This is a genomic window from Phenylobacterium sp. P4_E10 (assembly GCF_056401675.1).
Genome location: NZ_JBFUIW010000006.1, coordinates 82,525 through 100,516 on the forward strand (window position 1 = coordinate 82,525; position 17,992 = coordinate 100,516).

Sequence of the window (17,992 nt, forward strand, 5' to 3'; positions counted from 1 at the left end):
TCGCTTTGGACATAGGCTTCGTCGCAGGAGGGTTGTTTTGGGGCTATGAATATCGAAGTGGGCGCTCGGCATCTTGGTTGGAATACCAACGAAGATGGCCCAAACACCTCTGCAATTACGACCGTGTTTCGCGAATGCGTTTTGCGCAGCCCGAATACCGCGGCGCTTGCACTTGGGCATCCCGAAGGCGCCCCGACGGAGATCCTGACCTACGCCGAGCTTCAGGCCCGCGCCGAAGCTCTCGCCAGCACGCTATTGGCGAGTGGCGTCCTGCCTGGCGACCGCGTCGGCATCGCGACCAACCGTGACTTCGACGTCGTCGTGGCGATGCTGGCCGTGCTCATGGCCGGCGGCGCCTATGTACCGCTCGACCTCTCCTACCCGGCCCCGCGCCTCGACTTCATGCAGCGCGACAGCGGCATCGGCTTCATCCTGCTCTCGCCCGGCCTCGATACGGACTTCCTCGCCGAGGGCGTTCGCGCCATCGAGATCGCCGCCGCCCCCGCCGCTTCCATGGCCAAGCTGCCGAACGCGAGCGCCGACGACCCGGCCTATGTCATCTACACCTCGGGTTCGACGGGAACGCCGAAGGGCGTCGTCACCCCGCATCGCGGCGTCACCCGGCTGACCGTGGGGGCCACCTACACCAAGTTCGGACCCGATCGCCGCATCCTGCAGATGGCGCCGGTGTCGTTCGACGCCGCGACCTTCGAGATCTGGGGCGCCCTGCTGAACGGCGGGACCTGCGTGATCTACCCCGACAGCGGCCTGCCCGACTTCGCCCGCCTCCGCGCCGTCCTCGAAACGGCCCAGATCAACACGCTGTGGCTCACCAGCTCGCTGTTCAATGCGATCGTCGACGTCGACATCGGAATGCTGGCGGGGATCGAGGAGCTTCTCGTCGGCGGCGAGGCCTTGTCGCTCGAGCACGTCCGCAAGGCGAACGCCGCGCTTGCCGCCAACCTTGTCAATGGCTACGGCCCGACGGAGTGCACCACCTTCGCCTGCTGCTACCGCATCCCGCGCGAGCTGCCGGAAGACATGACCTCTGTGCCGATCGGCCGCCCGATCGAGCGCACCGACATCGCCATCCTCGACGACGACCTCAATCCCGTCGCGGTCGGCGAGGCCGGGGAACTCTGCATCGCCGGCGACGGTCTCGCGCTCGGCTATCACGAGCGTCCTGAGCTGACCGCCGAACGCTTCATCGAGCGGGCCGATCTGCCCGGCGGCCGGATCTACCGCACCGGCGACCAGGTGCGGATGCTGCCCAGCGGCGACATCGAGTTCCTTGGCCGCAAGGACATGCAGGTCAAGATCGCCGGCCACCGCATCGAGCTGGGTGAGATCGAGCAGGTACTCAAGGGCCATCCGAAGCTCGCCGATGTCGCCGTCACCGCCGCGGGCGAGACCGCCGACGACCGCCGCCTGCTCGCCTGGCTCGTCGCCGCCGATCGCGACGATGCGCCGAGCCTGGCCGAACTGCGCAGCTACGCCGAGGACCGGCTCCCGGCCTACATGGTTCCGTCGTCCTGGACAGTGCTGGATAGCCTGCCGCTGACCGCGGTCGGCAAGCTGAACCGCGCCGCGCTGAACGCGCCCAGACGCCAAAGGCCGGACCTCGAGCAGGCCTTCGCCGCGCCGCGCGGCGACCTCGAACGCTTCATCGCCGAGACCTGGCGGAACCTGATCGGGCTGGACCGGGTCGGACGCCGCGACCGGTTCTTCGAACTGGGCGGCACGTCGTTGCTCGCCATGCGCTTTCTCGAGATCTGCCGCCGCGAACGCGGCCTGCATCTGAGGGTGGCCGAATTCTTCGACGCGCCCACCGTGGAGAACATCGCCCGCATCGCGGACCAGCGCCTTCGGCCGGCCGAGGCGCCAGTCGTTACTGCCAAAACGCAATCGGCGACTGCGGACGATCGGATCGCCATCGTCGGCCTGGCCGGCCGTTTCGCCGGCGCGCCGGATGTGTCGAGCTTCTGGGACATGATCCTCGCCGGCCGTTCGGGCCGGGTGGAGGTGACCCGCGCCGATCTGGAGGCCGCAGGCGAGGACCCGGCGCTGCTGGAAGACCCCGACTACGTCGCCGCGGCCTATCCGCTGGACGAGGCCGACAGCTTCGACGCGGCCTTCTTCGGCTTTACCCCGCGCGAGGCCGAACTGATGGATCCGCAGCAGCGGATCCTGCTCGAAGCGGCCTGGACCGCGCTGGAGGACGCCGGCGTCGATCCCAAGCAGGGCTCCGACCGTATCGGCGTGTTCGGCGGCGTCGGCCGCAACGCCTATCTGCTGAACAACCTGATGAGCCATCCGGCCCTGCGCGAGCGCGCCGCCGACTACAACATGCTCATCGGCAACGAGCGCGACTTCCCCTGCACTCACATCGCCTATCGGCTGGGCTTGCGCGGCCCGGCGGTCACGGTGCAGACGGCCTGCTCGACCTCTGGCGTGGCGATCCACATGGCGGCCGAGAGCCTGCGCCGCGGCGAGTGCGACGTCGCCCTGGCCGGCGGGGCCAAGGTGCTGTCGCCCACTCGGGTCGGCTATCACTATGTAGAGGGCGGCCCGCTGTCGCCGGACGGCTACATCCGGGCGTTCGACGCCCGGGCCAACGGCATGGTGCGCGGCAGCGGCGTGGCGATGGTGGCGCTCAAACGCCTGGACGACGCCCTCAAGGACGGCGATCACGTCTATGGCGTCCTGCTGGCCACCGCGATCAACAACGACGGCGGCTCCAGCGCCGGCTTCACCGCGCCGAGCGTGTCTGGCCAGGCCAGCGTCATCGCCGACGCCCACAACAAGGCCGGCGTCTCGGCCGACACGGTCTCGATGATCGAGGCCCATGGCACCGGCACCGTGCTGGGCGACCCGATCGAGATCGAAGGCCTGACCCGCGCCTTCCGAGCCAGCGGGGACCAGACCGGCTTCTGTGCGGTCGGGTCGGTCAAGACCAACATCGGCCATCTCGACGCCGGCGCGACGGCCGCCGGCCTGATCAAGGCCGCGCTTGCGCTCACGAACGAGGTCATCCCGCCGAGCCTGCACTTCACTGCGCCCAATCCGGCCATCGGCTTCGGCGGCTCGCCGTTCTTCGTGGCGGCCGAGCCGATCCAGTGGAAGCGCGGGGACAAGCCGCGGCGCGCCGGGATCAGCTCGTTCGGCCTGGGCGGCACCAACGCGCACCTCCTGCTGGAAGAGGCGCCTGTTCAGGAAGCTTCCGCGCCGGCCGAGGGAGCTCAACTTCTGCTGCTCTCGGCGCGCACCGACACCGCGCTGGCCCGCCGTTGCGCCGATCTGGCCGACTGGCTGGAGCGCCACGAGGACGCCAATCTCGCCGACGTCGCCCACACCCTGCGGGTGGGCCGTCGGCGCTTCGAAAAGCGGATGGGGCTGGTCTGCACCGACCGCGCCGACGCCATCGCCAAGTTGCGTCGCCTGGCCCCCGGCGAGGCCCTGCGCAGCGGCGCCGCTGGAGACGCGCCTCCGGTCGCCTTCCTGTTCCCGGGCGGCGGCTCGCAATACGCCGGCATGGCCCGCGAGCTCTATGCCGCCCATCCAGAATTCCGCGAGGCGCTGGACGAATGCAGCCGCATCTATGAGGCGCGCACCGGTCAGTCGCTGATCGAGGCCATCCACCAGGCCGAGGGCGATTTCGACCGCCCGTCCGTCGCCCTGCCGGCCCTGTTCGCGGTCGAGTACGCCATGGCGCGCGCCTGGCTCGCGGTCGGCGTGCAGCCGGACGCGATGATCGGCCACAGCATGGGCGAGTACGCGGCCGCCTGCCTGGCCGAGGTGTTCTCGCTCGAGGCCGCGCTCGACATCGTCATGTGCCGCGGCCGGCTGTTCGAGACGCTGGAGCCGGGCTCGATGCTCAGCGTGCCGATGACCGCCGCCGCGCTGCGCGAACGGCTGCCGGCCGAGCTCTCGATCGCCGCCATCAACCGCGACGACCAGTGCGTGGTCTCAGGCCCGGTCGAGGCCGTCCAGGTCCTCGCCGACGTCCTGACCGCCGAGGGCGTCGAAACCCGCCACGTGCACATCGCCGTCGCCGCGCACTCGACTCTGGTCGAGCCGATCCTCAACGACTTCCGCGACCAACTCGAGCGCGTCACGTTCCATCGGCCCAAGCGCCCGTTCCTCTCGAACCTGACCGGCGACTGGATCACCGACGAGCAGGCCACCGATCCGGACTACTGGGTCAGCCACCTGCGCTCGACCGTGCTGTTCTCGGACGGCGTGTCGAAGCTGCTTGAGGATCCGGAACGCATCTTCCTCGAGATCGGCCCCGGCCAGGTCTTGAGCACCCTCACCCGCCAGAACCTGCGCCGTGGCGCGGGCCACACGGTGATCGCCACGATCCGCCATCCGCAGGAGACCGCGCCCGACTCCGAGTTCCTGCTCGCCGCCCTGGGCCGCTTCTGGCTAGCCGGCGGCGTGCTCGACCGGGCGAGCCTCACGGCGGAGGCGCGTCGGCGCGTCCCCCTGCCGACCTATCCTTTCGAGCGGACCCGGCACTGGGTCGACGCCGTGCCCTTCGCCGCCAACGACACCGCCGCCGTCCCCGTCGCCAGCGCGCCGATCGTCGCCGCCGTGGCCGAGGCCTTGCCCGCCGACGCCCTTCCCGCGACGCGGCGCGAGCGGATTCTGCTTCAGCTGAAGGCGATCGTCTGCAAGCTGAGCGGCCTGCCGATCGAATTGATCGATCCGCACGCGACGTTCCTGGAACTCGGCTTCGACTCCCTGTTCCTCACCCAGGCCAACGCCGCCTTCAAGAAGGCGTTCGGCATCCGCCTGACCACCCGCCAGCTGATCGAGACGACGCCCGTGCTCGACGCGCTGGCCGGCTACATCGATGGCGAGCTCGCCGCCGACGCCGACATCGGTCCGATCGAGGCGCCTGTCCCGGCGGCTTCGACGGCGTCATTGGGAGGCGCTGGCGCTCCTGCGCCGAGCCTGTCCGAAGACAGCCCCGGCATCGCCAAGATCAAGAAGACCGCCTCGACCGAGCTTACGGCCGAGCAGGAACTCTATATCGATGGCCTGATCGCCCGCACGGTCGAGCGCACACCCAAGGCCAAGCTCTCGGCCCAGGCGTCGCGCGCCGTCCTCGCCGACCCGCGCACCGTCCAGGGCTTCCGGTCACGCTGGAAGGAAATGGTCTACCCGGTCCTCTCCGACCAGGCGAAGGGCTCCAGGGTCTGGGACGTCGACGGCAACGAGTACATCGACCTCGTCTCCGGGTACGGCGTGACCTTCCTGGGCCACCAGCCGGACTTCATCGTCGAGGCCATCCGCGACCAGATCGACAGGACCCTGGCCATCGGCCCGCAGACGGTCCTGGCCGGCGAGGTCGCCGAGCTCGTCTCCGAACTGACCGGCATGGAACGGGTGGCGTTCTGCAACACCGGCTCCGAGGCCGTGCTTGCAGCGGTGCGCATCGCGCGGACCGTGACCGGCAAGTCGAAGATCGCCAAGTTCGACGGCCACTACCACGGCATCTTCGACGAGATGCAGGTGCGCGGCAGCGGGACCGGCAGCCGCATGGCGACGTTCCCCAGCGCGCCGGGCATCCCCTATGAGGCGGTGCAGAACACCATCATCCTGCAGTACGGTGACCAGGAGGCGTTCGACGTCATCCGGGAAAACGTCAACGACCTGGCGCTGGTCCTGGTCGAGCCGGTCCGCAGCCGCAATCCCGACTTCCAGCCCCGCGAGTACCTGCACGAATTGCGCAAGCTGACCGAGGAGCTGGGCATCCCGCTGCTCTTCGACGAGATGGTCACCGGCTTCCGCAGCCATCCCGGCGGCGCCCAAGCGCTGTTCGGCGTTCGCGCAGACCTGGCCACCTACGGCAAGGTCGCCGGCGGCGGCCTGCCGATTGGCATCGTCACCGGCAGCGCAGAGTACATGGACGCCCTCGACGGCGGTTTCTGGGAGTTCGGCGACCAGTCGGTGCCGACCGCCGACATGACCTGGTTCGCGGGCACTTTCGTCCGGCATCCGATGGCGCTCGCCGCCGCCAAGGCGACGCTCGAACATCTCAAGCGCGAAGGCCCCGAACTGCAGGAGCGCCTGAACGCGCGCTCAGCCGGACTGGCGCGCGAGCTCAACGTTTTCCTGAGGCGGGCCAAGGCGCCCATCAAGGTCGAGCAGTTCGCCTCGGTCCTGCGGGTCACCTTCACCGAGCACCAGGAATACGCCGACCTCCTGTTCTTCGAACTCCGCAACCGCGGGATCCTCACCTATGAGGGCCGCCCGATCTTCCTGACCACGGCGCACAGCGACGCTGATCTCGCCGCCATCCGCGACGCGTTCATGGAAAGCGCCACGGCGCTGATGGAAGTCGGCCTGCTGGACGGCCGCGACCCCGACACCGCTCGGCGCATTCCGATGGCCACCGGCCAGCAGGAAATCTGGGTCTCGGCCCAGTTCAGCCCGGAAGCCTCCTGCTCCTACAACCTCTGCAGCACGCTGCGGCTCAAGGGCGCCTTCGACCTCGACCTGTTCAAGGCGGCCCTGATCGATCTGGCAGATCGCCACGAGGCCCTGCGCTCGACCCCGGACCGGGACGGCCTGACCCAGACGATCCGGCCGTCCATCGACACGCCGCTGTCCCTCGTCGACGCCAGCGGCCTGTCAGCGGCCGAGCAAGCCGTCCACATCGAACGTGCCCGGCGCGAGCAGGTCACCACGGCCTTCGACTTCGTGAACGGTCCCCTCGTGCGCTGCAAGGTCGTGCGCTTGAACGACGAAGAGCATCTCGTCCTGCTCTGCGTGCACCACGTCATCGCCGACGGCTGGTCCTGCGGCGTGCTCCTGCGTGATCTGGGCGAGTTGTACGCCGCGCAGAAGGCCCACCGGGCTCCGGCGCTCGCGCCGGCGCACCAACTCGGCGACTACATCCACTTCCTGGGCCAAGCCGAACAGCGCGAGGCCCGCGCCGAAGCCCGCGAATATTGGCTCAAGCTTTATGGCGGCGCGCTGCCGCGGGTGCAGTTCCCGAGCGACCGCCCGCGTCCGAAGCGCCGCGACTACGCCGCCCGCCGCATCGAGATCAACCTCGACCCCGCGGTGGTCGCCAGCCTGCGCGCTGTCGCCAAGGCCAATGGAACGACACTGTTCGCCTCGCTAATTGGCGGCTTCGCGGCCTACCTCACCCGCCTGACCGGCGTGCGGGACAATCCGATCGGGTTCTCGGCCGCTGGTCAGCCGCTGATGAGCGGCAAGAGCCTGGTCGGGCACTGCGTGAACTTCCTGCCGCTGCGTCTGTCCACCGACCTCGACGGGGGGCTGGGATCTCACCTGCGCGGCATCGGCGCGTCCGTGCTGGACGCGCTGGAGCACCAGAACTTCGACTTCCTGTCCTTCGTCCAGGAAATCCAGCCGCACCGCGACGCCGAGTGGGCGCCGCTGGTGTCTGTCGCGGTCAACCTCGATCCCGCCTCGACCAGCATGACCTTCGCCGACCTCGAGGTCGAAGCCGGCTCGGTCGGGCGCGCCTACGAGAACTTGGACCTGTTCCTGAACTTCGTGGAAAAGGACGCCAATCTCGAACTGCAGTGCACGTTCAACGTCGCTCTGTTCGACGCCGCCACGATGCAGCGCCGGATGGAGGAGTACATCCGCTTCCTGGCCGCCGCCGCCGCCGAACCGGAGGCGCCGCTGGCCGGCGTGGCGCTGATCGCGGACCAAGACCGCGAGCGTCTGTTGGGCGAATGGGCCGGCGGCGCGGTGGACTATCCGCGCCACTCCGGCCTCGCCGACATCTTCCGCGGCGTTGCCAGCAGCCATGCCGCCAAGACCGCCCTGCTGGTCGCCGGATCGCCGACCGACACGATTCCGCGGCGCCCGATCACCTATGGCGAACTCGACAGGCTGTCCGATGACTGGGCGGCCCAGCTTCGGCGGGCCGGTGTCCGGCGCGGCGACTGCGTCGCCCTGCGCCTCCACAGGTCTGCAGACCTGATAGTCGGCATGCTGGCCACCCTGAAGGCCGGCGCCGCCTACGTCCCGATCGAGGCCAGCGCGCCGATCCCGGCCGCGAAACTGATCTTCGAGCACAGCAAGGCCAAGGCCCTGCTGACCACCAGCGATCTGGCCGCCGCCTTCGATCCCGTCGACGGCGGCGTGATCTGCATGGACAAGCCGGCCATACGCCCGACTCTGAAGGACCTCGACGCAACCGCATCGGCAGGCGCCGACCCCGCCTATATCATGTACACCTCGGGTTCGACCGGCGCGCCAAAGGGCGTGGTCGTACCCCAGCGCGCGGTCGCTCGGCTGGTGCTCGGCGCCAACTATGTCCATCTCGACGACACGCGGGTCATCGCCCACCTCGCGCCGGCCAGTTTCGACGCCTCGACGTTCGAAATCTGGGGCGCGCTGCTGAACGGCGGCGCCCTGGTCGTCCCACCGGGGGACCAGCTGCCGGAACTGTCGCGGCTCGGCGAGATCCTGAAGTCGACCGGCGTCACGACGCTGTGGCTGACGGCGGCGCTCTTCAACACCATCATCGACGAGAACCCGAGCGTGCTTGAGGGCGTGGAGGAACTGCTCGCCGGCGGCGAAGCGCTGAGCGTGTCGCACATCGCCCGCGCCCAGGCCGCGCTGCCGAACACCACCCTGATCAACGGCTACGGGCCGACCGAGAACACGACCTTCAGCTGCTGCTACCGCATTCCGCGTGACTTCGATCGCCGCGCGACCTCGGTTCCGATCGGCCGTCCAATCAACAACACGCGGGCCTATATCGTCGATGAGCGGCTCCAACTCGTGCCGCCGGGCGTGCCTGGAGAACTGGTCGTGGGCGGAGACGGCCTGGCGCTCGGCTATCTGGATCGGCCGGACCTCACGGTGCAGGCCTTCCCCGACGACCAAGTCTCCGGACAGCCTGAACGCGCCGATGTGGATGCCCGTCTCTACCGGACTGGCGACGTCTGCCGCCATCTGCCGGACGGCTCCATCGAGTTCCTGGGCCGCCGCGACGACCAGGTGAAGATCCGCGGCTTCCGGATCGAGCCCGCTGAGATCGAGGCGCGGCTACAGGAGATCGACGGCGTGCTCAAGGCCGCCGTGGCGCACGAGCCCGGCCCCGACGGCGGACGGCTGGTCGCCTTCGTCGTCTGCACGGACGACAGTCTTTCCAGCAAGCGGCTGACGCGCCTGCTCGGCGAGCGCCTGCCGCGCCACCTGATCCCCGCGGCGATCAATCTGGTGCCGGAGCTGCCGCTGTCGCCCAATGGCAAGGTCGACCGCAGGGCGCTGCTTGGCGAAGCGTTCGCGGCGCCCGAGGCGGCCGCGGCTGTGGCGCCGCAATCGGATCTCGAGGTCGAGCTGGCCGCGATCTGGACCGACATCCTGCAGCGACCAGTCCTCTCCGTGGAGGAGAGCTTCTTCAACCTCGGCGGACACTCGCTAATGGCGGTGCGCCTGTTCGACCGGATCCGCCGCCGGTTCGGGCCCGACCTGCCCATTTCGACCCTGTTCACCCATCCGACGATCCGCGAGCTCGCCGAGGTGCTCGGCGAAGCGCAACCGGGGTCCGGCGGACGAGCCGGCAAGCTCGACAGAGAGGCCGATTGGGACACCACGACGGTGATCCATGCCGGGCCTTCTGGAACCGCGGCCAAGCCCCTGTTCTTCATCGGCGGCGCGGGCGGCAATGTGAACAACCTGGTCGAGCTTGGGGCCCTGCTGGGCCGCCGACGGATGGTCGTCGGCCTCCAGACCCGTGGCGTACTTGGCCATACGCCGCATGACACTATCGAGGCGATGGCGGCCGAGCACATCCGCTACATTCGCCGCCACCAACCCACCGGCCCCTATCTGCTGGCCGGGTATTCCGCCGGCGCGATGACCGCGTTCGAGATGGCGCGCCAGTTGAGCGCCGCCGGCGAGCAGGTGGCCGAGTTGATCCTGCTCGACACCTACGCGCCAGGAGCAGCGGCCCGCGAAAAGGCCGAGGCGATCGACGGCCCCCTGGTCGTCACCCTGTCGGAGCGGCTGAAAGACGAAATGCGGCTGCTGCGAGAGCACGGCCTTCCGCTGCTGCGCGAGCGGGCGACCGCGAAGGTCCGCAACCGTCTGTTCCGCGGCTGGGGGCTCGACGCGCTTGGCGTCCTGCGGCCCACCCTGGCGCGCAGCCATCGCAGCATGCTCGCCTGGCTGACGGCGGCCCAGAAATACAAGGGCGGCCCCTATGCGGGCGCGGCCAGCCTGGTGCTGTCGAAGGAGGTCACCCTCGCCTCCAAGCGGTTTGTGGCCGCCTATCCGTATCTCGGTTGGGACGGCTTCATCGATACGGCGAAGATCGAACGCACCTGGTCCGACTGCAATCACCTCGAAATGCTCAAGGGCAAAGACGCCGAACGCCTCGCCGCCTTCATGGACGCGCGGATCGACGCTGCCCTCGCCAAGCCATGAACGGCCGGGCCATCGACGTGAGCGGCCTACGGATTGAGATCGACGAGTGCGACCTCGATTCCGACGCCGATATCGCGCTGGACGAGGCCTATGCCGAACTCGACGCTCACGAGCAGGCTCGCGCCGCGAGCTTCGTGTTCCAACGCGACCGCGACCGCTATGTTCGGGCCCACGGACGGCTGCGTCGCCGGCTGGGAGCGTTCCTGGGCTTTGCGCCTAGCGCGGTGCCGATCGCGGTGGGCGACGGCGGCAAGCCGATGCTTCCCGACCACGGAGCCCACTTCAACCTCTCGCATTCCGGGGCGCGGGCGGTGATCGCCATCGCCGAGGGCGGCGAGGTCGGTATCGACGTCGAGGTCATCGACCGCGCCGACGGACTCGCGGGCCATCTGGACGACCTGGCAAGGGCCTGCCTCACCCCGGCCGAACAGGAGGCGCTCGCGGCCGTGCGAGCCGACGACCGGATCCGTTGCTTCCTGTCCTACTGGACCGCGAAGGAGGCGCGCATGAAGCTCACCGGCGAAGGCTTGATGCTCGAACCCCAGGAGATCGATTTGGAGCTGTCGGACGGCTGGCCGGTCGGCTACCGCAGGCCGCTGGCGCCGGCGGCCCAGTTGCAGTTCGTCCGCCTGGCCCATCCGCAGGCCATCTGCTGCGTCGCCGTCAGGCGCGGTCCGGCGCCGCTCTGATGAACCGCGCCAAGGATGCGCTGAAGGTCCTGGTCGGCCGCGCGGCCGAGTTCGCCCTGCCCGGCCTCGCCCAGGAGATCGACGACAACCGAAACCCCGACCGCGCGGCCGCCGTTAAGCGCGCTATCGTTCGTGCGCGCCTGTTCGACGCCCAGTCGAAGGGCGACGCCGCCTCGATCGAAGGGGCCCTCGCGGCGTTCTGGAAGGGCCAATCCGGCGACCGGTTTCACGACCACCACCAGGACGCCCGGTTCCAGCTGTTTCGCGACCACCACGCGATCATCGTCGATGCGCTTGCCAAGGTGATCGCCGAGGGCGGCTTCATGCGCCTGGTCGAAATCGGCTGCGGCGATGGCGGCGTTCTCGCCTACTGCGCCGAGCGTCTGCCGCAGATCCGCGAGGCGGTCGGCCTGGATATCAATGAGGCCGTCGTCGCACGCGCCGCGGCAAATCACCGGCAGGCCGGCCGCCCGTTGAGCTTCGTCCACTCCGACGCCGAGACCTGGCTCGCGGCGCATCCGCAGCCGGGAACCGTCTTGTTCTCCAATGGCGGGGTGCTGGAATACTTCTCGCAGGCCAGCTTCGACAATCTGCTGCAGACGCTGGGGCGCGCCGCCCCGGCGGCGATTGCACTGGTCGAGCCGGTCGCGCCGGACCACGACCTCGCCAGCCAGACCGAGTCCTTCGCGCATGGCTGGGAGAATTCCTTCTCCCACAACCACCGCCGCCGGCTGAGCCAGGCCGGCTTCACGGTGGCCTATGAGCAGGAACTGGTGACGCCCAGCGTTCGCTGGATGCTGATGATCGGCGTCAAGGCCGCCTAGGGGTCTGCTTCAGTTCGCAGCCTAGCCCTTCGGCAACGCCGCCACCGCCTCCCCCAGCGCCTCCAGCCGCGGTCCGTCGGCCGGGTGGCTCGACAGCACCTCCGGAGGCTGCGGGCGTTTCGCGCCCTCCTCCGCCATCCGCTGGAAGAACCTCAGCGTCCCGGCCGGATCGAACCCGGCCCGCTGCGCCAGCTCGACGCCCAGCCGGTCGGCCTCTAGCTCATGGCTGCGCGAATAGGGCAGGATCACGCCGTAGATCGCACCCGTGCCCAGCGCTCCAGCGATGTCCGAAGCGTGCTCGGCGTAATCGCCGTTCGACAGCACCGCCTGCACCACGCCGACCCCGACCTGCACCGCCAACTGCTGGCTGACGCGTTCGGAGGGATGGCGCGCCAGGATGTGGCCGACCTCGTGCCCCAGCACGCCGGCCAACTCGTCATCGTCCTTGGCCAGCTCCATCAGGCCGCGAAAGGCGCCGACCTTGCCGTTGGGCAGGACGAAGGCGTTGACCTCCGGCCGGTCGAAGACCACGAACTCCCAGTCCAGGTCGTCGCGCCCGTTGGCCGCAACGATCTTGCGGCCAACCCGCTCCAGCCGCGCCTGCATGGCCGCGTCGCTCGAAACCGGCGTCTGGCTCTTAAGATCGCTCCAGGACTGGTCGGCCATCTGCAAAAGGGCCTCGTCCGGCACCACCGCGAACTGGCTGCGTCCGGTCTGCGCGTTGTCCGAGCAGGCGGCCAGCACCCCGGCGGCGAGCAGGCCCAGCAGGATGCGCACCCGCCGGCTCATACTCAGATCGACTCGCGAGCCGCGGTCTCCCATTCGACGAATTCCGGCGTCGCCAGCAGGCGCGTGCAATAGGCGCCGCAGGCGCCGTCGTCGCCATAGTCGGACAGGTGCACGCCATAGGTCCGGAACCGCGTCGCCACCGGCGTGTAGAACGCGTCGGCGATCGACCATTCGCCGGCCAGGAACGGCCCGCCCGACCGTCTCAGCAGACCCGACCACAGCGCCACGATTCGCCGCACGTTCTTCTGGGTGGCCTCCGAAAGGGTCGTGACCTTCGGCTCGGCCTCCAACGCCATCGGGCATTCGCCGCGCAGCGACTGGAAGCCGGAGTGCATTTCGCTGGCCGCGGCGCGGGCCAGGGCGCGCAGCTCCGGGTCGGTCGGCCACAGCTTCGCCGCGGGGAACTTCTCGGCCAGATATTCGCAGATCGCCAGGGAATCCCAGACGATCAGATCGCCGTCCTTCAAGGCCGGAACTAACCCGGACGGCGAATGAGGCAAGATCGCCGCCTCGGTGCGTCCCTCGTCCTGGCGCAGCGGAATGGTGGTTTCGGTGAAGCCTGCGCCGGTGCGCTTGAGCGCAAGCCATGGTCGCAGCGACCAGGTCGACCACCGCTTGGTTCCGATCACGAGTTCCATCGGCCGCTCCTTTTCGCTACGTCCCCCTATTGCCCAAGCCCCCCCTGCCTCGTCTAGTGTGGGGTCAACAATAAGAAACTCAGTTCGACCCTTATCGCAGGAAACGCTTTTATGACCGAGACCGCCGCGCCGTCGGTTGATCCGGCCGCACCGCCCGTCACCTCCACGGTCAGCGCAGCTCCATTCTCCGCTTCTTACACCCGGTACGCGATGTTCCTCCTCCTGGGGATCTACATCGTGAATTTCCTCGACCGGGCGGTGGTCAATATTCTGGCCGAACCGATCAAGAACGACCTGGGTCTGGCTGACTGGCAGCTGGGCCTTATGAGCGGCCTGGCCTTCGCCATCTTCTACACCGTCCTGGGCATTCCGATCGCCCGCATGGCTGAGCGCCGCAACCGTCCGCTGATCATCGGCACCGCGGTGGCGATCTGGTCCGGTTTCACCGCGCTGTCCGGCGCGGCCCAGAACTTCGCCCAGCTGGTGCTGTTCCGCATCGGCGTCGGCGTCGGCGAAGCCGGCTGCACCCCGCCGGCCCACTCCCTGATCGCCGACTACGTGCCCAAGGAAAAGCGCGCCTCGGCCCTGGCCTTCTACTCGATGGGCACGCCGCTTGGCGGGCTTCTGGGCCTGGTCATGGGCGGGCTGGTGGCCGACGCCTACGGCTGGCGCGTCGCCTTCCTGGTGGCCGGCGCTCCCGGCATCCTGTTCGCCCTGCTCTGCTGGTTCACCCTGAAGGAACCGCGCAAGGTGATGGCCCAGCACTCCGCCGCCATCCAGGCGACCCAGGCCAGCTTCGGCGAGACCCTCAAGTATCTCGGCAAGAAGAAGACCTTCTGGCTCATCGCCCTCGGCGCCGCCATCAAGGCCTTCATCGGCTATGGCCACGCCCCGTTCACCGCCTCGTTCTTCCTGCGCGTGCACGGCGACGAGATCAAAGGCCTGGCCGACAACTTCGGCCTGCAGTCCATCGGTTTCCTGGGCCTGGCGCTCGGCCTGATGGGCGGCACCGCTGGCGCCATCTCGGCCTATCTCGGCGGCCAGATCGCCGACAAGTACGCCAAGACCGACCTGCGCGGTTACGTCGTCGTCCCGGCCTTCGCCTCGCTGCTGGCCGTGCCGGTCTACATCCTGGCGGTCAGCGTCCCGTCGGCCTCCGTGGCCCTCTGGATCCTGGTCATCAACGGCCTGATGGGGTCGCTGTGGTACGGTCCGGTCTACGCCATCGGCCAGTCGATCGTGCCGCCGCACATGCGCGCGACCACCGCCGCCATCCTGCTGTTCACGATCAACCTGATCGGCCTGGGCCTCGGCCCGCTGGCCGTCGGCATCCTGTCCGACTTGATGGCCAACAGCGTCGGCCTCGGCTCCGCCCAGGGCGTTCGCTGGGCGCTGATGATCTCGACCTGCTTCGGCTTCGTGGCCTTCGCCCTCTTCTGGGTGGCCCGCAAGACCATCCGCGAGGAAATGGTCAGCTGATCTGCCAGGGCGGAGGGGTTCACTCCTCCGCGCTAGGAACCCTGGAAGGGCGGAGGGTCACCCCTCCGCCCTTTTCTCTAGCGTCTCAGGAACACCAGCCACACCGCCGTCGCGGCGAAGATCACGCCGAACACCAGATTGAGCCATCGGGCCCGCCGCACCGGCCGCCCCGTCGCCGCCTGGACCAGGAACACCGCGGCCGCCAGGGCGCACCCGCCACCGGCCAGCCAGAATTTCGCCGGCGGCGCCACGAAGATCGCCGCCGCCACCATCAGCAGAGCCACGGCCCGCCCCATCAATTCCGGCGACAGCCGCCGCCCGTCATTCGCCATCGCCAGCTCCTATTGCCTGCCCACACCCTAGCAGCGCCGACTGCAGCACGCCTGCTTGCCGTCCGCCGCGTTCCTCTTGAGAATGGCCCGGTGACCAAACTCATTTTCGATTGCGACCCCGGCGTCGACGACGCCGTCGCCCTGTTCCTGGCCTTTGCGTCGCCGCAAGACCTCGAAATCCTCGCCATCACCACCGTCGCCGGCAACGTCGCCGCCGGCCTCACGGCGCGCAACGCCGCGATCATCCGCCAGATCGCCGGGCGTGAGCACGTGCCCATCTACGCCGGCGCCCACGCGCCTGTGGTCCGCCAGCCGATCGCGGCCGACCACTTCCATGGCGAGACCGGCCTTGGGACCTTGTCGACTTTCACCCCCGCGACCGGCGTCGCCGACGGGCGCGCCGCCAGCGTGATCGCCGACCTGGTCATGGCGCACGCGCCGGGCGAGGTCAGCGTCGCGGTCACTGGGCCGCTGACCAACCTGGCCCTGGCCATGCGACTTGAGCCGGCGATCGTTCCGCGCCTAGGCCCCGTGGTGGTCATGGGCGGCGCGCGCAGCGAGGGCGGCAACATCACCGCCTCGGCCGAGTACAACATCTATGCCGACCCCCATGCGGCGGAGATGGTCTTCGGCTCCGGCGTGCGCTGCGTGGTGATGGGCCTCGACGTCACTCACCAGGTCCGCTCGGATCCCGCCCGCACCGCCGCCATCGCCGCCATCAAGACTCCTGCGGCCCAGGCGAGCGCCGATCTGCTGGCCTTTTCCAACGCCATCGAGCGCGACATCGTCGGGGGGGTCGGCGCGCCGATCCATGATCCCTGCGTCATCGCCTATCTGCTGGCGCCGCAGCTGTTCACCCTGCGGCCCTGCGACCTGAAGGTCGAGACCAGATCCTCGCTGACCCTTGGCCACACGGCGGTGGAGTTCCGCCTGCCCGATCCGGCCACGGCCAGAATCCAGTGGGCGACCAAGGCCGACGCCGACGGGGTCTTCGCCTTGCTGAACGAACGGCTCGCCCGATGACCCGCATCACCGTCATCGGCTCGGTCAATCTGGATTTCGTGGCCAGCGCCGACAAGCTGCCCGCCCCGGGCGAGACTGTCACCGGCGCTGCCCTGGCCCGCCACCCCGGCGGCAAGGGCGCCAACCAGGCCCTGGCCGCCGCCCGCCTGGGCGCCGAGGTCGTGCTGGTCGGCCGCGTCGGCGCCGACGCCATGGCCGACGAAGCCCTGGCTCTGCTGGAGGCCGAAGGCGTGGATCTCTCCCTGGTCGCCGTCGACAGCGCCGTGGCCACCGGCGTCGCCCTGATCGCCGTAGCCAGGGACGGCGAGAACCAGATCGTCGTGGCCCCCGGCGCCAACGCCGCCTTCACGCCCGAGCGCCTGACCACCGCCGCGCACGGCGCCCTGATCTGCCAGCTCGAGCTGCCGGCCGAGACGGTCGCCAGAGCCGTGGCCCAGGCCAGCGGCTTCGTCTGCCTCAACCTGGCCCCCGCCGCGCCATTGCCGCCCGAGACCCTGGCCCGCGCCGACCTCATCGTCGTCAACGAGACCGAGGCCGCCTTCTATGGCGAGGCCCTGCACCGGTTGCCCGGCCTGATCGCCGTCACCTGGGGCGCCAGGGGCGCAGGCCTCTACCGCGCCGGCGAGTTGATCGCCGCCGCCGCGCCGCCGCCGGTGACCGCCATCGACGCCACCGGGGCCGGAGACGCCTTCGTCGCCGCCCTCACCCTGGCGCTGCTGGAGGGCCAGGCGCCGCCGGCCGCCCTCGCCTTCGCCTGCACCACCGGCGGCCTGAGCGCCACCCGCCCCGGCGCGCAACCTTCGCTTCCCACGCGCGCTGAGGTGGAAGCCCGATTGGAGGGCGATCGATGAGCGTTCCCACACTCAGCCTCAAGGCCTTCACCCAGGGTGCGCCGGCCGAGCGCGCCGCCTTCTCAGACGCCCTGATGGCCGGCCTTCAGGACTACGGCTTCATCATCCTCGCCGACCACGGCGTGCCCGAGGAGCTGCTGGAGGCCGCCTACGAGCACAGCGCCGAGGTCTTCGAGCTTCCCTATGTGACCAAGCGGCACTACGCCGCCGGGATGCGCGGGTACACGCCGTTCGGGACCGAGCACGCCCGCGACTCCCAGCTGCCCGACCTCAAGGAGTTCTGGCAGATCGGCCGCGAACCGGCGCCGGGCCTGCCCGCCGAGGACTTCCCGGCCAACGTCTGGCCGGCCGAGGTTCCCGCCTTCCAGCATACCTTCAGCGCCCTGTTCTCGGCGCTCGACGAGGCCGGCCGGGTGCTGCTCACCGCCCTGGCGCCCAAGCTCGACCTGCCCTCGGACTATTTCGACGACAAGGTCGCCGCCGGGACCTCGATCCTGCGGGTCCTGCACTATCCGCCCGTGCCGGAAGACGCGCCGGACGGCGCCGTGCGCTCTGCCGCCCACGAAGACATCAACTTCATAACCCTGCTGGTCGCGGCCAAGGGCGCGGGCCTGCAACTGCTCGACTGCGACGGGACCTGGCTGCCGGTGGAAACCGAGCCGCGCAACCTGATCGTCGACAGCGGCGACATGCTCCAGCGCCTGACTAACGGCCTCATCCCTTCGACCACCCATCGCGTGGTCAATCCGCAGGGCCCGAACGTCAGCCGCTACTCGATGCCGTTCTTCATGCACCCGGCCTCGGACGTGTCACTGAAGTGCCTGGCCTCCTGCGAAGGCGACGGCGCCAAGTGGCCGGAGATCACCGCCGGCGAGTTCCTGGCCGAACGCCTGCGCGAGATCGGCCTCGCCAAGTAGGCGAACCTCGTCAGCCTCGGGCGGC

General features: G+C 69.3%; 10 protein-coding genes. 7 read left to right on the forward strand and 3 right to left on the reverse strand.

Annotated features, from left to right (window positions below; genetic code table 11):
* The first annotated feature begins 141 nt into the window (after positions 1-141).
* Genes AC1DQJ_RS08895 through AC1DQJ_RS08905 form a run of 3 tightly spaced genes read left to right on the forward strand, consistent with a single transcriptional unit; the run spans position 142 to position 11,938 of the window.
* Positions 142-10,425, forward strand: coding sequence for an amino acid adenylation domain-containing protein (locus AC1DQJ_RS08895; RefSeq protein WP_477602336.1), 10,284 nt, complete (start codon positions 142-144; stop codon positions 10,423-10,425).
* Positions 10,422-11,114 carry a 4'-phosphopantetheinyl transferase family protein gene (locus tag AC1DQJ_RS08900; RefSeq protein ID WP_477602338.1) on the forward strand — a complete coding sequence of 231 codons (693 nt, stop codon included), beginning with the start codon at positions 10,422-10,424 and terminating at the stop codon, positions 11,112-11,114. The genes AC1DQJ_RS08895 and AC1DQJ_RS08900 overlap by 4 nt, the downstream gene beginning before the upstream one ends.
* Positions 11,114-11,938, forward strand: coding sequence for a class I SAM-dependent methyltransferase (locus AC1DQJ_RS08905; RefSeq protein ID WP_477602340.1), 825 nt, complete (start codon positions 11,114-11,116; stop codon positions 11,936-11,938). Before AC1DQJ_RS08900 ends, AC1DQJ_RS08905 begins: the two co-directional genes overlap by 1 nt.
* 21 nt (positions 11,939-11,959) lie before the next feature.
* Here the strand turns inward: AC1DQJ_RS08905 and AC1DQJ_RS08910 are convergent, their stop codons facing one another.
* A complete protein-coding gene (locus AC1DQJ_RS08910) occupies positions 11,960-12,727 on the reverse strand; it encodes a M48 family metallopeptidase (RefSeq protein ID WP_477602342.1) in 768 nt (255 codons plus the stop codon).
* A gap of 2 nt (positions 12,728-12,729) precedes the next feature.
* The gene (locus tag AC1DQJ_RS08915; protein ID WP_477602344.1) at positions 12,730-13,365 is read right to left on the reverse strand and encodes a glutathione S-transferase family protein; all 636 of its coding nucleotides are present in this window, start codon (positions 13,363-13,365) and stop codon (positions 12,730-12,732) included.
* Positions 13,366-13,476: 111 nt separating this feature from the next.
* Between AC1DQJ_RS08915 and AC1DQJ_RS08920 the strand changes: the two genes are divergently transcribed.
* Entirely contained in the window at positions 13,477-14,844 is a 1,368-nt protein-coding gene (locus AC1DQJ_RS08920; protein ID WP_477602346.1) for a spinster family MFS transporter, read from the forward strand.
* A gap of 77 nt (positions 14,845-14,921) precedes the next feature.
* On the opposite strand, the gene AC1DQJ_RS08925 is transcribed toward AC1DQJ_RS08920, so the two are convergent.
* Positions 14,922-15,176 carry a hypothetical protein gene (locus AC1DQJ_RS08925; RefSeq protein ID WP_477602348.1) on the reverse strand — a complete coding sequence of 85 codons (255 nt, stop codon included), beginning with the start codon at positions 15,174-15,176 and terminating at the stop codon, positions 14,922-14,924.
* Between the two features lie 90 nt (positions 15,177-15,266).
* On the opposite strand from AC1DQJ_RS08925, the gene AC1DQJ_RS08930 reads away from it, so the two are divergent.
* From AC1DQJ_RS08930 to AC1DQJ_RS08940, 3 genes are read left to right on the forward strand one after another with little or no spacing between them, the layout of a single operon-like run.
* Complete coding sequence (locus AC1DQJ_RS08930) at positions 15,267-16,199, forward strand: nucleoside hydrolase (RefSeq protein ID WP_477602350.1); 933 nt, start codon at positions 15,267-15,269, stop codon at positions 16,197-16,199.
* The gene (locus AC1DQJ_RS08935; protein WP_477602352.1) at positions 16,196-17,050 is read left to right on the forward strand and encodes a ribokinase; all 855 of its coding nucleotides are present in this window, start codon (positions 16,196-16,198) and stop codon (positions 17,048-17,050) included. The genes AC1DQJ_RS08930 and AC1DQJ_RS08935 overlap by 4 nt, the downstream gene beginning before the upstream one ends.
* A complete protein-coding gene (locus AC1DQJ_RS08940; RefSeq protein WP_477602354.1) occupies positions 17,047-17,967 on the forward strand; it encodes an isopenicillin N synthase family dioxygenase in 921 nt (306 codons plus the stop codon). The genes AC1DQJ_RS08935 and AC1DQJ_RS08940 overlap by 4 nt, the downstream gene beginning before the upstream one ends.
* Positions 17,968-17,992: the final 25 nt, after the last annotated feature.